This window comes from Desulfosediminicola ganghwensis (assembly GCF_005116675.2).
GTDB classification, from domain to species: domain Bacteria; phylum Desulfobacterota; class Desulfobulbia; order Desulfobulbales; family Desulfocapsaceae; genus Desulfopila; species Desulfopila ganghwensis.
Genome location: NZ_CP050699.1, coordinates 5,108,679 through 5,124,768, shown reverse-complemented (window position 1 = coordinate 5,124,768; position 16,090 = coordinate 5,108,679). Strand labels below are relative to the sequence as shown.

Below are 16,090 nucleotides of genomic sequence, written 5' to 3'. Positions count from 1 at the left end.
TTGGGTCTGCATGTATACTTTGTCATGAGGGAATGTGCAGCAAGGGTGCTTACTATCGGGCAGGGCATACCATAAGTAGTTAAAATTAAACTATGGGTGTGTATTTGATTGTGCATCGATGATGCTGTTGTTCGTGTGGAGCCAGTGTGGCAAATGTGTGCTGAGTCGGACGACGGGATGATGGAAAGTGAAGTGTGACGCAAAAAGAAAAGGTTACACAAAATTAATTGTGTAACCTTTTTATATCTGTGGTGGAGCTAGGCGGGATCGAACCGCCGACCTCTTGAATGCCATTCAAGCGCTCTCCCAGCTGAGCTATAGCCCCACATTTTGCTCTCTGCAATTTGTGACCGATTATATACCTGGCTTTGAAATCGCTGTCAACGAAATTTCTTCTATTATTGTAGCCGACACCTAATTTGTTGCCAAACCCTATGGTGGTTTGTTATGGTTTGGAGTTTTGTAAGTGATCTCTTAGAGACCTTGAATTTACGCGATTGAGGGGGGTAAAACACCAAGTCGATATCCCGCTGAATTGATCATCTAATTTCCCCACTGAAGGTGGTTTTTTTACTCCAAGGAAGGCTGTATGTATTCACCATTTAACTTTCTTTTTGGTTGGCTCTCTAACGATCTTGCAATAGATCTAGGCACAGCCAATTGTGTGTTGTACGTCAAAGGTAAAGGGATCGTGTTGCGTGAGCCCTCCGTTGTTGCGGTCCGCCAGGATGGCAGGATGAGCAAAGTGCTTGCAGTTGGGCAGGAGGCGAAAATGATGCTCGGCAAGACACCGGGCAACATCAAAGCAATCAGGCCGATCAAGGATGGCGTAATCGCCGATTTTGAAGTGACTGAGGCTATGCTACGTTATTTCATCAACAAAGTTCATAACAGGCGTACCCTTGTTCATCCGCGTATTATGATCTCGGTTCCATCCGGAATTACCCAGGTGGAAAAGCGTGCGGTAAAAGAATCTGCAGAGTCGGCCGGTGCCCGCGAAGTATATCTCATCGAAGAGCCAATGGCAGCCGCGATCGGTGCAGATTTGCCTATTACTGAGCCGACAGCGAACATGATCATCGATATCGGTGGTGGCACCACAGAGGTTGCAGTGATTTCCCTTGCCGGAATTGTTTATGCCAAATCAGTTCGTGTTGCTGGCGATAAGATGGATGAGGCTATTCTGCAGTACATCAAGCGCAAACATAACCTGGCGATTGGTGAGAGAACTTCAGAGTCGATTAAGACCACTATCGGTAATGTTATGCCGGAAGAGCCATACGAGACCATGGAAATCAAGGGACGCGACCTGGTTTCAGGTGTTCCGAAAACTCTCACTATTTCAGCCGACGAGATTCAGTCTGCAATTGCCGAGCAGGTAGACGTGATTGTTGAGGCCGTAAGGGTGGCACTTGAGGTGACTCCACCAGAACTTGCTGCTGATATCGTCGATCAGGGAATTGTGCTGACCGGTGGTGGAGCACTGTTGAAGAATCTTGATAAGTGCTTGAAAGAGGCTACAGGAATGCCGATTATCGTAGCAGATGATCCGCTTTCTTCAGTGGTACTTGGCTCGGGCAAGGCTCTGGACAATCTGGATATTCTGCGAGAAGTCACCATCTATTAACCGGCTTGCACAGGCCGTTTTTTCGCCTGGCAGGTTGTGTTGGAATGTATCGGTTCAACCTGGCGGTTGGACGCCAAGGTGGTATCGGTTTCTAGCCGATGAATGTTAAGTGGAGATCCGTGAGAAATCGAGCGAAAGCGAGAAATGGACAATCTGGCCTGCTTTCAGTGCGAATCCTGCTATTGTTCGGGACTCTGCTGGTGGTGGGCCTTCTTTTGCTTGCCTCAATGCTGGGCGGGCGCTTTGGGGCGTTGCACAGGGTAACGCTTGACCTGATAGCTCCATTGCAATCAGCGGTCACGCACTCATTATCCGGGGTCGCGGCGATAAAAGACGATTATATAGCCCTGATCGAAGTCAGAGAAGACAATAAACGGCTGAAGGCGTTGGTCGATAAGTACATGCTGGAGTTGAGCGAACGTCGGGAAGGGTATCAGAAGTACAAACACTACGAGGAGTTGCTTGAGTTCAAACAGCAAGAGGGGTTTGGCCGTATAACCGCACGAGTTGTGGGTAAAGATCCGTCACTCTGGTTCCAGACTATAATTATTGACCGTGGCTCGGAAGATGATGTGGTTGAGGGTATGGTGGTGGTCAATCCGCGCGGGGTGGTAGGCCAGATTATTCATGCTTCTGAAAATTATTCCAAGGTCTTGCTGGCAAATGCGCCCAGTAGTGCAATTGATGCAATGCTTCAGAAAAACAGAGTGCGCGGCATCTTAAAAGGTGCCGGAGAGCATGGCTACGTACTGCAGTATGTTCTGAAAAATGATGATGTCGCAAAAGGTGATTATATTGTAACTGCCGGTATCGGTGGTATATTCCCGGCTGGTATTCCGCTGGGGCGTGTCTCCAATGTTCGCATCATGGAGCGTGGCATGTTTCAGGAAATAGAGGTTGAGCCGAGCGTGGATTTTCAAAAACTTGAAGTAGTTTTTGTTGACCTCACTGACCGTAAAAAAATCTTGCGTGAAATGTATATGGAGGCAGAGAGATAGTCAGATGCTGGTTGCCATGATCTATCTTCTCCTGGGGGTTTTGCTGGTTGTAGTGCAAACCTCCATGCTGCAGCTTCTACCCGGTAATTTCGCCCGACCTGACATAATATTTCTGTTGGTTGCTTTTTCTGCATATAAGCTGCCCTGGATACCCGGGGTGTTCCTGTCGTTTTCACTGGGGTGGATGCTCGATGTGCTTGTAGCGGCAAATCTGGGTTATTACCCGTTCATTTTCCTTGCGGTTTTTGTCATCCTGAAGACTATCACTGTCAACAGTCCGGTCAAAGAGAGTGCCTATCAGATTCCAATGGTTGGCGTAAGCTATTTCCTGCTGCAGATCGGGTTGTATTTTTTCGCAACCATCTCCGCGGCTCATGCTATACCAGATTGGTCCTGGGGGCAGGTTGTCCAGGACACCTTATTGCTCATATTAGCTGCAATTCCATTTTTCCTTGTTTTCAACAGCCTCTATGAGCATTTGCAGATGCGCAGTGCACGATCTCGGCGCTTGAAAAACAGAACGAGGAACCCGCTTTAAGCGTAGAGGGAAAAGTATATGAAGTTGTTTTTTAAAGAGGTCGAGGAATTCAGCGAGCGGGACGAAGAGGCTGTAGACCTTTTGCGGAGACGTTTGCTTGGCGGAGTCGCTGTTATTATACCATTTTTCTCGATTATCATATCCAGGCTCTGGTCATTGCAGATTCTCCACGGCGATGATTACAAGGAACATGCTTACAGTAACAGGGTGAGAGTTCAGGAAATAGCAGCTCCCCGTGGCCACATACTCGACAGAAAAGGGCGTGAGATTGTTACCAACAGGCCTTCTTTTAATGTGGTTCTCATGCGTGAGGACAGCCATGACATCGAGGAAGTACTGAAACGTCTTGCGCCGGTGTTAAAGGAAGATATATCCCTTCTATGGGAGAGGATTCGCAAATCCTCGGGAGTGCCACGGTATTTGCCGATCACTCTCAAAGAAGATATTGACTGGCAGACCCTGGCCTATATTGAAAACCACAATCAGGAGTTTCCAGGTATTCGTATTGAGGTGAAACCTGTCAGGGTGTATGAGTACGGGAATCTTGCCTCCAATACTATCGGTTACCTTGGTGTGATCAGTAAGGCAGAGCTTGAAAAGTCAGATCAGAAAATCTATAGCGGCACGGACCTTGTTGGCAAGCAGGGGTTGGAGAAGCTCCGCGAAGCAGATCTCAGGGGTGGCAAAGGACATCGCTATATTGAAGTAGATGCCAGAGGTTTTGAACGCAAACAGCTCAAACAGATCGATCCCTTGCCGGGCAATCAGATTTACCTCACTATAGATGCCGAACTGCAGAAGGTTGCAGAGAACCTGATGGATAGGGATGAGCGCGCTGGTGCAGTAGTTGCCATGGAGGTGAAGACCGGGCGCTTGCTCGTTCTGGCAACAACGCCGTCAATCGTGCTCGATCAGTTCATCGGCGGTATCTCACACAAGAACTGGAACGCCCTGCGTGATAATCCACAGCATCCGTTGCTCAACAAGATTGTCCAGGCAAACTACCCGCCTGGCTCAACCTACAAGATGGTCATCGGTCTGGCTGGCCTCGCGAAAGGTCTGGTTGATCGCGAAACCAAAATCTATTGCCCTGGTCATTATTCTCTCGGCAATAAAACCTATCGCTGCTGGAAGCATAGCGGGCATGGTTCCGTAAATCTGGAAGAGGCTCTTGAGCAGTCCTGTGATGTTTACTTTTATCAGTTAGGGCAGTGGCTTGGGGTTGATACTATAGCAGAGTATGCCAAAAAATTCGGCCTGGGTGAGAAAACCGGCGTGGAGATGGAGCATGAAAAAAGTGGCCTCGTCCCTACCAAGAATTGGAAAAGGCAGCGGTATGGTGAAAGATGGCATGACGGTGAAACAGTAATTGTGGCTATTGGCCAAGGCTATAATCTTGCAACGCCTATCCAGCTCACGGTAATGACAGCTGCTTTGGCGGCCAATGGTAAAAGAATGCAGCCGCAGTTGATAGAGAAAGTTGTCGATCCCAGCGGTGAAGTTACCGATACATTCGAGCCGATAGTTGTGGCCGATGAAAAATTCGATTCCCGGTTTATGGATATCATTCATCAAGGCATGGTAGACGTGGTTCACGGGAAAAAAGGCACTGCTCGTAAAATTGCGATCGATGGCCTGACAATAGCCGGTAAGACTGGTACATCCCAGGTCGTTCGTGTGGCAAAGTACCGTGGATTGAAAGACGATGACATTCCTTATAATTATCGGGACCATGCACTTTTCACCTGTTATGCGCCGGCGGATGACCCTGAGATTGCGTTGACTGTCATTGTCGAGCATGGGCTTGGCGGGTCCTCGACTGCAGCACCTATCGCCAAGGTAGTCCTTGAGAAGTATTTCGAGGATTATCTTAATGAATTACAAGCGAATGAAGAAAAGGAAAATCAAGCCTGATTGAAACCGGTCAAAAAGGAGTTTCAGCCAGGAGAGAGGATATATATATGATTCGTGTTGACCGGCGGCATTTTGAAAATTTTGATTTCGTACTGCTGCTGCTTATTCTACTTGTTTGTGGTATGGCACTGTTTAATCTTTACAGTGCTTCCTACCCACCCAAACCATATGGGACACCACCCTATCTGAGGCAGGCGTATTTTTTCCTGATGGGTGCGGCCTGTTGTCTGGTCATTCTGAGTTTTGACTATAACGATCTGCATATCTGGAATTATCCGTTCTATTTCCTTGTTATCATGCTTTTACTCCTATCGTACTTTGTCGGCAGTAAGGCAGGTGGTGCACAGCGTTGGATTGACCTTGGTTTTTTTAATCTTCAGCCCTCAGAACCTGCCAAGCTGATGCTTGTCATTTCCTTGGCCAGCTATTATTCCAGAAAAGAGGTCATCGACGGTTATAACCTCAAGCAACTGCTCATGCCCATCTTGCTGACAGGCTTTCCCTTTTTGCTGATCTTGCTGCAGCCGGATCTCGGTACGGCGCTGATGCTTGGCATCATCTTTGTGTCGATGACGCTCTTTGTAAAAGTGAAATTTTCCACCATCGCAACTTTAGGGACCTCCGCTTTGGTGGTGGTGGTTTTCGCCTGGGAAAAATTACTGCGACCTTATCAGAAGCAGCGCATTCAAACCTTTCTCAATCCCGAGCAGGATATGATGGGCAGTGGGTATCAGATTTTTCAATCCAAGATTGCTGTAGGCAGTGGTGGAAAATTCGGTAAAGGATATATGGAAGGTACCCAGGGACACCTGCACTTCTTGCCGGAGCGGCACACCGACTTTGCTTTCTCGGTCTGGGGAGAGGAGTGGGGCTTTGTTGGTTGTCTTTTCTTTCTCGGTTGTTATTTTTTTATGCTGCTCTGGGGACTGTATGTGGCGATGAATGCCCGCGACAGGTTTGGTGTATTGCTTGCGTATGGAATTGTTATGTTGATCTTCTGGCAGGCGGTAATAAATCTCTTGATGATACTCGGATTTTTACCGGTTGTTGGTATTCCTTTGCCACTGGTTTCCTATGGCGGGTCCTCTTTGTTGACCACTGTCGCGGCGTTGGGAATTTTGATGAATGTGCGGATGAGAAGATTTCAGACCCATAATCCTCCCGGGGTGACCTAGTCATCAGCTGCGGATCTGTTGTTGGAACGGTGGGGATATTTTACCTGGACCTGTCTGACTCAAGACAATAACTGAATGGGGATGAGCTGTATGCTGGCAGCTCATCCCCATTTTTTTCTACACAGCAGGTTAGTTGTTTTTGAGTTGTCTAAGAATGATGGAGCGCAGGGACGAGATGAAAGCTGGGTCAGAATTGAGCGAGGGAGTTGAAATAAGGCGAACTCCAAGCTCTGCGGCGTGATCTTTAAAAAGCATATCAATCTCATAAAGCGTTTCAACGTGATCTGAAACGAAACTTATCGGCACCATCAGAATGTTTGTACACCCGTTGGCTGCCAGCCTGTCTATGGTCTCAGATGTTTCAGGCGAGAGCCACTCGACGGGGCCACTTCTCGACTGGTAACACAGTGTTCCCTTGAGCTGCAACCGCTCCTCGATACCGGTGATGGTTTTAGCGAGCTCATCAACGTAGGGATCACCTTCTTTGATAAACGACACCGGCAGGCTGTGCGCGCTATAAACCAACTCGAATGGCTCTCCCTTGAATTCCTCTGCGGTAGCAGAGATTCGTTGGGCCAGAACATCGAGATACCCAGGTTCTTCCGGCCACGAACGGACAATCTCCAGCGGGATTTGAGGCATACACCTTTTATGGGTAGCGATCAGGTCGTTAATGGAAGATCCGGAGGTTGCCTTGGTGTAGTGCGGGTAGAGAGGCAGGGCGATAATTTTTGCAACACCCTTGTCCGCTAACTCGGTGAGGGCCTCCTCACAGCTCGGCGCCCAGTACCGCATAGCAACACGAACGATGAACTTCCCGTCTGCGGATAATTCTCTTTCCAGCCGGGCAGCCTGTTGCTCACTTATTTTTCTTAGCGGAGAGCCACCACCTATTTTTTTATAGATGGACTGACTTTTGGCAGCTCTTCGTCTGGAAATCAAACGGGCGAGTGGCTTCTGCAAAAAAGAAGGCCCTAGTTTAATTATGTCTCTGTCGGAAAAGAGATTGTAGAGAAACTGAGGGACATCTTCAAGAGTGTCCGGGCCGCCCATATTGAGCAGAACAATACCTACTGGATGATTATTCATTTAATCACGAATAGTTAAAGGGGTGGTGATCGGAAAGGCGAATACATTCTACTGTATTCCCTGTCAATCCGCCATACTTTGCCAATATTCGATATCGAATTCGTTTGGATCATAATTTTCTTGTGCCTAAACAACTTCCCTAAGCTTGATTCTGAGCCTCTGCGAAATATACTGTAAGTAAAGGTGATGAACGAGAGTGGCTGAAGGTTATCTCTGGCCGGTAAGGCGCTCTGTTCTGAAATCATCAGGGAATGCGCTACGTCGCATGCAGTGGATGGTGGAGAAAGTGCACCACTATCGAAGTATTCAACGGAGGAACTCTATGGAACTTAAGATCGAAGCCCGGAATGTTGAGTTACGCAAAGGATGGCAGACTAAGATCGAAGAGGAGAAGAACAAGTTGGTGCGTCATTACGCCGGTCTGGTTCTTCACCTGCGCGTCTCCATCGAAGGAACTGCTCATCATAAGGAAGGAGGGTTTGAGATCAAGATTATCGCGACTATTCCGAATGACACAGTAGTTGTTGCCAGAAAAGGAGAAACCGTTCGACCGCTGCTGACAGAGGCCTTTGATATCCTGGCTTTACAGTTAAAGGAATGTCTTCGCAAGAAGAGGAAAAACGTTAAGGCACACACCAACGATGAAACAGATAAGATAGGAGTTATTCGTAAACTATCCCCTTTTGAGTCATATGGTTTTATAACCTCTTTTGATAACAGAGATATCTATTTTCATGAAAATGCGCTGAAAAATATTGATATGGAGCAGCTTACCGAAGGAGACAGCGTCTATTTTGGTGAAACAAGAGGAGACAAGGGGCCGCAAGCCTCATGGGTAAGGCCCGCAAGGTAATAGTAGAGTCTCATATTAACATTTCAGGCCGCGGACGTTTTTTGTCTGCGGCCTTTTTTATTGAGCGTTTTTCTGTGCCAGGGAATGAATGGGTAATGTTCTTTCGCAGTAATGGCAGAGATTAAAACATGCGTAGAAATCGGTGATGCGGTATAGATAGGTCAAACATTTTCATATAAACACAGTCGCCAAAGGAGTTCATTTCGTGAAAGAAGATGTCTACTTAATAGATGGCAGCGCCTATATTTACCGAGCGTACCATGGGGTTAAACCTCTCTCCAACAGTAAGGGCATGATGACCCACGCTGTTTTTGGATTCATAAATATTCTTCGACGCATCATGCGCGAACGCGACCCGAAATACATTGCAGTTGCCTGGGATAGCCGAGGACCTGTCTTCAGACATGAAATTTATAAGGAATACAAGGCCAACAGGCCGCAAATGCCGGAAGATCTCGCCCAGCAGCTTCCCTATATCCGGGAGTTTGTAGCGTCTTCAAATATACTCTGTCTTGAAGAACAGGGGATTGAGGCAGACGATCTCATTGCTTCATCGGCCAGGAAACTTGCCGAAAAAGGCCATAACGTTGTCATCGTCTCCGGAGACAAGGATCTTTTGCAACTGGTTGGTGATTCCATTGTCATGTGGGACCCCATGAAAGACAAAGTCATGGATTCTGAGGCTGTTGTCGAAAAGTATAAAGTCACCCCGGATAAACTTCTGGAAATCTTCGCCCTCATTGGCGATAGCTCCGATAACGTCCCAGGTGTGCCAGGAGTAGGGCAGAAAACCGCGGAAAAATTGATTGCCGAGTTCGGTGACCTTGATGGTCTCTATGCAAATGTTGAGTCGATGAAAAAGTCCAAGATGAAAGAACGACTCATCGAAAACAGGGAATCCGCCTATCTTTCCAAAGATTTGATCAGGCTCAAGGAGGATGCCGAAGTACCAGTGGCACTCGATGTTTATTCGATTCAGAAACCCGACGATGCAAAACTTGCAGCCCTCTTTACTGAACTCGAGTTTACCACCTTTCTGAAGGATATCGATACGTCGGAGAAAATATCGACAGACGGATTTTCACTGGTTACCGATGAGGGTGAGCTGAAGGCGGTTGTAGAAAAATTGCAAGAGTGCGGTTCGGTGGTGTTTGATACTGAAACCACCTCGCTTGACGCTCGCGTTGCCAAACTGGTGGGTATTTCTCTCTGTGCAGACTCAGATCAGGCCTGGTATGTGCCGGTTGGACATCGTGACGAAGCAGGGGAACGGGTGGCAGGCCAACTTGATAAGGAGTTGGTTAAATCAATACTGGAGCCGCTGTTTTCCGATCCGACCATTGCCAAAATCGCTCATAATCTGAAATATGATTTTACCGTACTCGATCAGCATTGGGGCATTCGCCTTGCTGGCAGACTGATCGATACCATGATTGCGGCTCACCTGCTTGAAGTTCCAGGGCGTTCATTGAAGCTTGATGATCTCTGTTTTGATCGCGGTATAAAAATGACAGCCTTTAAGGATGTCGTCGGCAAAGATAGTCGTGAAGACTGTTTTGCCTATGTAGGTCTGAAAGAAGCATGTGATTACAGCTGTGAAGATGTTTATGGCACCCTGCAACTCTGGCAGGAGTTCGAACCGCAGATAGTTGAGAAAGATCTCGATCAGCTTTTTTATGATCTCGAAATGCCGCTTGTCCCGGTATTAGCCGATATGGAGGTGAGGGGAATCTGTGTGGATGAGCAGATTCTGAAAGAACTCTCGCTTGAGTTCGCGGGCAAACTCGAAGCAATTGAGGCAAGCATTTATGAACTCGCAGGAAAAACGTTTAATATAAATTCACCTAAGCAGCTTGGTCAGTTACTTTTTGAGGATTTAGAGCTTCCCCATGGCAGGAAGACCAAAACAGGCTATTCGACCGATGTTAAAGTGCTTGAAAAACTTGCCTCTAAGCACGAACTGCCAGCCCTCATCCTTGAGTACCGTACACTCGCCAAGCTGCAGTCGACATATGTGGATAAGCTGTCCTCTCTGCGTGATAAAATTACTGGGAGAATCCACACTTCATTCAACCAGGCAGTTACTGCTACCGGACGTCTCTCGTCCAGTAATCCTAATCTGCAGAATATTCCGATTCGAACTGAAGAGGGCAATCGGATTCGCCAGGCGTTCGTGCCGGCGGAGGGCTATACTTTTGTGTCTGCTGATTATTCTCAGATCGATCTTCGGGTTCTGGCCCATTACTCGCAGGATGAGGCCCTGCTCGCAGCTTTTAACGCAGGAGAGGATATTCATTCCAGAACGGCGGCACAGATCTTTGGAGTATCCCCTATGCTGGTAACTCCGGATATGCGCAGAGTTGCCAAGAGCATCAATTTCGGAATTGTTTACGGCATGAGCAGTTTTGGTCTCTCCAACCAGCTGAATATCAGCAGAAAGGATGCGCAGAATTTTATTGATAAGTATTTTGCTCACTATTCCGGAGTGAAACAGTTTATGGAGGATATTGTCGAGCAGGCGAGAAACGATGGGTATGTGACCACGTTGATGCATAGACGCCGAGGCTGTCCCGAGATAGATGTTAAGAACAAAATGCGCAGAGAGTTTGCAGAGCGCATGGCGATTAACACCCCAATCCAGGGTACAGCAGCCGATATTATCAAGCTTGCCATGCTGCAGGTTGAGCACAAGATCGCAGAAACAGGCAGCCCGGCAAAGCTGTTGCTGCAGATTCACGATGAACTCGTTTTAGAGGTGCCTGAACATGCGGTTGAAGAGACCAGCGAGATGGTTCGATTGGCCATGGAAGGCGCTATGAAACTTGATGTGCCGTTGGTGGTTAATGTTGAGATCGGGAAAAGTCTGGCTAAATCCTGATAACCATTTTTGCATGGGCGTAATTGCATAAGAAAAGGGAGCGATCCAGCCGGATTCGCTCCCTTTTTATTTTGCAGAACCGGGTATGCTGAATTACTTGCGCTGGTGCATCGGTATGAATTGTCGGAGATTGTGGCCAGTATATACCTGTCGGGGTCTGCCGATTTTTGAATTGTGTTTATCTTCTTTCATTTCACGCCACTGGGCAATCCAGCCTGGCAGTCGGCCGAGAGCAAACATAACGGTAAACATATTTGTGGGAATGCCTATGGCCCGGTAAATGATACCGCTGTAAAAGTCCACATTGGGGTAGAGGTTTCTGGAGAGAAAATAATCGTCTTTTCTTACGCGTTCCTCAAGTTCCAGTGCAATGTCAAGCAATGGATCCTCAATTTCCAGAGCAACAAGCACTTCATGGCAGGCATCCTTGATGATTTTAGCACGCGGATCGAATGTCTTATATACCCTGTGGCCGAAACCGGAGAGCCTGAACGGATCATTTTTATCTTTGGCCTTCTCTATATATTTTTTGTAATTACAGTCATCTGCATAGATCAGTTCGAGCATTTCAAGAACTGCCTGGTTGGCACCACCATGGAGCGGCCCCCAGAGGGCGCTGATGCCTGCTGAGATCGAAGCGTAGAGGTTAACTCCGGCGCTGCCTACCAGGCGGACAGTTGATGTTGAGCAATTCTGCTCATGGTCGGCGTGGAGAATGAGCAGTTTGTTCAATGCGGAAGCCACTTCAGGTTTGATGACGTAGGGCATATTTGGACGATCGAACATCATGTGCAGGAAGTTCTGCACATAGTTCAATTTTGCATTGGGGTAGACCAATGGATGGCCTATATTCTTTTTATAGGAAAAGGCTGCGATTGTTCTGATTTTTGACACTAGTCGTGCAGTGGTTACAATAATTCCGCCATAAGGATCTTCTTCGACATCCATTTCCGGGTAGAAATTGTGCAGCGAACCAACCATGGTGGAAAGGATGGACATTGGTGAGGCGTTAGGCGGGAAGTGATCGAAGAAATGGATCATGTCCTCATGAATCAGGGCAAACCGACGCATATCCCTTTTGAACTGTTCGAGTTGCTCAAAGTTCGGCAGTTCCCCATTGAGGATAAGGTAGGCTACTTCGATGAACTGGCAGTTTTCTGCGAGATCTTCAATGGCGTAACCGCGGTAGTTGAGAATTCCTTTTCCGCCGTCGAGATAGGTAATGGAACTGGTGCAGGAGCCGGTATTCATGTAGCCGCTGTCGAGAGTGATGTAGCCGCTATCTTTAAGTAGCGTTCTGATATCAATAGCTTTTTGACCAGCAGTACCTTCAACGATCGGAAGAGTATAGGTTTGACCATCAATACAAAGCTGCGCAAATTCCTGGGACATAGGTATACCTCGTAGCTGTTGAAACGGTGACCAGAAATGGTAACACACACTTCAGTAATTTATTCGGCAAGCGTTAGGGAAAGTTACTGCTGATTGATGCACAGACGGTACGATTACAGTAGAATGAAAATGTCTGGGTGCATGAAATTTGCTGCCGAAAGGAGCGGTCCTGGCGGGCTGGCATGGTGCTGATAGCGGGGTGAACAGATGACCATGTTGGGACCGTATTTCCATCGATTCGTCAGTAATATAGCCGAAAATAGAGAACAACGCAATTTTTCTTTTTATTTCGATGTGGTTGCCCGTCAGGCGGGGCATAGCGGTTCGCATGAGGCTGTACGAAGGTTACGCAACAATCAAAGTTGAGCTCTTGCAGGTAGCCACCTGTCAGCTCATGAGCTGGGGTACTGTTTTGATGGGTGAGCACCACTCCTGAATGTATTTCAAGCTACTGTTTGCGACAATTTTTAGTGCCTGGTAAATGACGGGTGTGTAATTTATAGCGGTTTGCAAAAAAAGTGACTGAGGTTTAGCCAGGCAGTGTGGCCTGAAAATAATACTTTTACATTGAGAATTGATAATACAGGAGTCAGGAAAATGATGTTGCCCGAGAAGTCCCAGCAGAAGTTGATCGGAGAACTAGATATATTTATCGAGTACGGGGTAACCGATTCCGAGAGAGATTCAGCGAAAAAATTGGTCGAGAAATACAAAAATAACTCTGAAGCGCTGGAGGTTTTGCTTGAGTTTTACAGGGTGTTGCCGGAAACCCGGGAAGAGGCTGTGGTAAAAATTCAGCGACTGGACACTATTCAGGGAGTCATCCTGTTGGCGTTGACTACTGCCAACCATGTGTATAATGCTGTGGTATCTGAAGGGCAGGCACAAATCCTCGGAGAATTCAATCAGGATGAAGTACCCGCTGACATCCTTCAGTTTTTCGGTCATGGCATGAATGATGAGTTTGTTAAGTCCTACAGCCCGATCGAAGAGCAGGAAGAACTTGCCGTAGAAATTGGCGAAGAAGTCTGCCCCGCCTGCCAGGTTGCAGTGGGCCAGGTTCATGTACTGGGTTGCCCTGTGGAGATTTGTCCATGGTGCGACGGTCAGTTGAATAAATGTAACTGTCGCTTTGAAAAGCTCGATGTCGAGAGTCTTGAGTCAAATGCAGAATTGGATCAATTCCAGGAACTACTGGAGACGAAAGGACGTATACCGTATAAACCTGAGCAGAAACCAGCTTATCCCGGAACAAGTGATGGCCTGGATTCGTAATCAAGCTGTGAACCTGCTTTAATTACGCCAATAAAAAAGAGGGACGTTGCGCAAGCAATGTCCCCCTTTTTCGTTAGTACTCCGAAGTTCTGTAAGCTTATTTGGTTGGTTCTACACTTTTCAGGTAGCGATAGAGATCGGAATCCGAAGAGATAACCAGATTGGTGTTACCACCAATGACCTTATCATAGCTTTCAAGAGTCTTGAGGAACTGATAGAAGTCAGGGTTCTGAGAGTAAGCATCACCATAAATCTGGGTTGCCTCGGCATCAGCATTACCGCGGATTATCAGTGCTTCACGGTTGGCGTTGGAGATGATCTCTTTCAGCTCTCGCTCAATGGTACCGAGAATCTCATTCTTCTGACCTTCACCGAAAGAACGTTTCTCTGCAGCGATTCTCTGTCTTTCGGAGATCATTCTGTCATAAACTCTCTCACGTACGGATTCGATGTAGTTGACGCGTTTGATCATTACGTCAACCAGCTCAATGCCGTATTGTGGGGTTGCCCTGCCTGCGGTCTCGAGGATAATGTCGGCAATTTTGTCGCGACCCATCACCGGTCTGGTCCCCATAGCCTCATTACTGATGCCGGGGGTCATGGTATCTTCAGACCAATCAGAACTGCGGATAATCTCAATCAGATTATTTTTGTTCACCATATCGCGAACGGTACCGCCGATAATGTCATCCAGAAGGGACTGGGCCCGAACCTCAGAACCACTTGCTGCCTGCAGATACCGGAGTGCGTCGGAGATTTTCCAGCGAGCGGTAATGTCGAGGAACACGAAAGTCTTATCATTGGTAGGGATCTGGTTTGGTTCACCGTCCCAGATCTGGATCTTCTTTTCAAACTCATTAACCTGCTGGATAAATGGCATCTTTAAATGCAGTCCGGCATCGGTTACGGGGTCGCCGACAGGTGCACCGAACTGGGTGACAACAGCCTGCTGACCTTCTTCTAAAATATAAAAGCCGTCATATATGACAGTGATAGCCAGGAGAATGAGGCCGACTGAGAAAAACTGTATTATTTGTTTCATCTGTGCTTCCTTATGGTTTCCACACTAGTTGGTCTTCGGGGCTGCGATAGCTGGTGAGCTGCCAATGTTCAAAAGCGGAATTGGCGACTGCTGATTCTCGTCGATGATGTATACAGACTCGACATTGGGCAGCACGTCCTGCATCGTCTCGATGTACATACGGGTGCGGGTTACCTCGGGTGATTTTTCGTATTCTTTCAGAATGGAGAGGAACCTGTCTGTCTGACCGTTGGCTTCGTTCAATCTCTCAGCGGCGTAACCACGAGCCTCTTCCATAATCTGCAGTGCGGTACCGCGAGCTTTAGGGATAACTTTGTTGTACTGGGCCTGTGCCTCGTTAACCAGACGTCTCATGTCCTGGTCGGCAGCGTTCACTTCGTTAAAGGCAGGTTTAACCTGTTCCGGTGGATTGATATCCTGGAACTGTACGGTAACCAGAGTGACACCAGCCTCGAACCTGTTCAGCTCTGTCTGCAGTTCGCTCTTTACGCTTGCAGCGAGCAGGTCACGGTTACTGAGAACATAGTCGAAGTCCATGTTACCCACGATACGACGGGTCACACTTTCGGAGGCATCGTGAACAGACTGTGTGACATCTTTTACTTTGAAAAGATACTGGTAAGGGTCGCTGATTTTGTACTGAACGATCCAGGCAACGTTGATGACGTTTTTGTCTGCGGTCAGCATCAGTGATTCCATTTCATAGGCGCTTCTGTCAAATGAACTGACTTGGCTGGAGCGGGTTCTGAAACCGAATTCCTGCTTTCTGATCTGCCCAATATCGACTTTGTACAGAGCTTCGAGGTAGGGAAGCTTGAAGTGCAGACCCGGGTCAACGGTACGAACGTATTTACCAAGTCGAAGTACTACACCGACTTCACTGGGCTGGATCTTGAATACCGATGAGTAGACACCTTGGATCATGATGAGCACAAGGATGATAGCTAGAATTTTGCTTATGCTGGCAAAAGGATTGACCGGCTTGCGTTCTGGCGTGGAGCCGTTTGGGCCGGGACTTTGTTTCTGGTTTTCCGAGAAGAAATCCTGCAGCTTTTTTATAAGCTGTGCAACCATTTCTTCCGGAGTCTGGGGCTTGTTTTTGCGGCCCCAAGGAGGCTGTTGATCCTGCATGGACATAGAAAAATCTCCTAAACTGAAATGTTCCGGATAACACTGAGTTAACCATGTCAGTGTCCGGGTGAAAAAAAGTGAATAACTCTATAAACTTTTAAGTCTAAACAGGTAAGTCTTTACTGTTTTAGATGCTACCAAATCGTATCAATATTTCAACCCGATTCGGCGGTTGGGC

At 47.5% G+C, this 16,090-nt stretch carries 12 protein-coding genes and 1 tRNA gene; 8 read left to right on the top strand and 5 right to left on the bottom strand.

Going from position 1 to position 16,090, the window contains the following annotated elements; translation table 11 throughout:
• Positions 1-249: 249 nt before the first annotated feature.
• Positions 250-325, bottom strand: a tRNA-Ala gene (locus FCL45_RS22150).
• Positions 326-589: 264 nt separating this feature from the next.
• Between FCL45_RS22150 and FCL45_RS22145 the strand changes: the two genes are divergently transcribed.
• The 5 genes from FCL45_RS22145 (at position 590) to rodA (ending at position 6,252) form a co-directional block, all read left to right on the top strand.
• On the top strand, positions 590-1,627 hold the full coding sequence (locus FCL45_RS22145; RefSeq protein WP_136798124.1) for a rod shape-determining protein: 1,038 nt from the start codon (positions 590-592) through the stop codon (positions 1,625-1,627).
• 119 nt (positions 1,628-1,746) lie between these two features.
• Positions 1,747-2,625 carry a rod shape-determining protein MreC gene (gene mreC, locus FCL45_RS22140; protein ID WP_167495802.1) on the top strand — a complete coding sequence of 293 codons (879 nt, stop codon included), beginning with the start codon at positions 1,747-1,749 and terminating at the stop codon, positions 2,623-2,625.
• Between the two features lie 16 nt (positions 2,626-2,641).
• Positions 2,642-3,163: a hypothetical protein gene (locus FCL45_RS22135; protein WP_136798122.1), complete on the top strand. Its 522-nt coding sequence runs from the start codon at positions 2,642-2,644 to the stop codon at positions 3,161-3,163.
• An 18-nt stretch (positions 3,164-3,181) separates the two neighbouring features.
• Complete coding sequence (gene mrdA, locus FCL45_RS22130; RefSeq protein ID WP_136798121.1) at positions 3,182-5,077, top strand: penicillin-binding protein 2; 1,896 nt, start codon at positions 3,182-3,184, stop codon at positions 5,075-5,077.
• Positions 5,078-5,124: 47 nt separating this feature from the next.
• Entirely contained in the window at positions 5,125-6,252 is a 1,128-nt protein-coding gene (gene rodA, locus FCL45_RS22125; RefSeq protein WP_136798120.1) for a rod shape-determining protein RodA, read from the top strand.
• 129 nt (positions 6,253-6,381) lie between these two features.
• On the opposite strand, the gene hemH is transcribed toward rodA, so the two are convergent.
• On the bottom strand, positions 6,382-7,341 hold the full coding sequence (gene hemH, locus FCL45_RS22120; protein WP_136798119.1) for a ferrochelatase: 960 nt from the start codon (positions 7,339-7,341) through the stop codon (positions 6,382-6,384).
• 322 nt (positions 7,342-7,663) lie between these two features.
• On the opposite strand from hemH, the gene FCL45_RS22115 reads away from it, so the two are divergent.
• Together FCL45_RS22115 and polA are read left to right on the top strand one after the other, a co-directional pair.
• On the top strand, positions 7,664-8,194 hold the full coding sequence (locus tag FCL45_RS22115) for an HPF/RaiA family ribosome-associated protein (RefSeq protein WP_136798118.1): 531 nt from the start codon (positions 7,664-7,666) through the stop codon (positions 8,192-8,194).
• Between the two features lie 205 nt (positions 8,195-8,399).
• On the top strand, positions 8,400-11,072 hold the full coding sequence (gene polA, locus FCL45_RS22110; protein WP_136798117.1) for a DNA polymerase I: 2,673 nt from the start codon (positions 8,400-8,402) through the stop codon (positions 11,070-11,072).
• A gap of 93 nt (positions 11,073-11,165) precedes the next feature.
• Here polA and FCL45_RS22105 read toward each other — a convergent pair whose 3' ends face one another.
• Positions 11,166-12,464, bottom strand: a complete 1,299-nt coding sequence (locus tag FCL45_RS22105; RefSeq protein ID WP_136798116.1) for a citrate synthase — start codon at positions 12,462-12,464, stop codon at positions 11,166-11,168.
• A 597-nt stretch (positions 12,465-13,061) separates the two neighbouring features.
• Here FCL45_RS22105 and FCL45_RS22100 point away from each other — a divergent pair.
• A complete protein-coding gene (locus FCL45_RS22100) occupies positions 13,062-13,739 on the top strand; it encodes a hypothetical protein (protein ID WP_136798115.1) in 678 nt (225 codons plus the stop codon).
• 97 nt (positions 13,740-13,836) lie between these two features.
• Here the strand turns inward: FCL45_RS22100 and hflC are convergent, their stop codons facing one another.
• Positions 13,837-14,781, bottom strand: coding sequence for a protease modulator HflC (gene hflC, locus FCL45_RS22095; protein ID WP_136798114.1), 945 nt, complete (start codon positions 14,779-14,781; stop codon positions 13,837-13,839).
• Between the two features lie 24 nt (positions 14,782-14,805).
• A complete protein-coding gene (gene hflK, locus FCL45_RS22090; RefSeq protein WP_136798113.1) occupies positions 14,806-15,918 on the bottom strand; it encodes an FtsH protease activity modulator HflK in 1,113 nt (370 codons plus the stop codon).
• Between the last annotated feature and the right edge of the window lie 172 nt (positions 15,919-16,090).

Bases quoted from the DNA above. Each gene is read 5' to 3' on its own strand.
- FCL45_RS22145 (WP_136798124.1), top strand. From the start codon at position 590: ATGTATTCACCATTTAACTTTCTTTTTGGTTGGCTCTCTAACGATCTT.
- FCL45_RS22135 (WP_136798122.1), top strand. From the start codon at position 2,642: ATGATCTATCTTCTCCTGGGGGTTTTGCTGGTTGTAGTGCAAACCTCC.
- mrdA (WP_136798121.1), top strand. From the start codon at position 3,182: ATGAAGTTGTTTTTTAAAGAGGTCGAGGAATTCAGCGAGCGGGACGAA.
- rodA (WP_136798120.1), top strand. From the start codon at position 5,125: ATGATTCGTGTTGACCGGCGGCATTTTGAAAATTTTGATTTCGTACTG.
- hemH (WP_136798119.1), bottom strand. From the start codon at position 7,341: ATGAATAATCATCCAGTAGGTATTGTTCTGCTCAATATGGGCGGCCCG.
- FCL45_RS22115 (WP_136798118.1), top strand. From the start codon at position 7,664: ATGGAACTTAAGATCGAAGCCCGGAATGTTGAGTTACGCAAAGGATGG.
- FCL45_RS22105 (WP_136798116.1), bottom strand. From the start codon at position 12,464: ATGTCCCAGGAATTTGCGCAGCTTTGTATTGATGGTCAAACCTATACT.
- FCL45_RS22100 (WP_136798115.1), top strand. From the start codon at position 13,062: ATGATGTTGCCCGAGAAGTCCCAGCAGAAGTTGATCGGAGAACTAGAT.
- hflC (WP_136798114.1), bottom strand. From the start codon at position 14,781: ATGAAACAAATAATACAGTTTTTCTCAGTCGGCCTCATTCTCCTGGCT.
- hflK (WP_136798113.1), bottom strand. From the start codon at position 15,918: ATGTCCATGCAGGATCAACAGCCTCCTTGGGGCCGCAAAAACAAGCCC.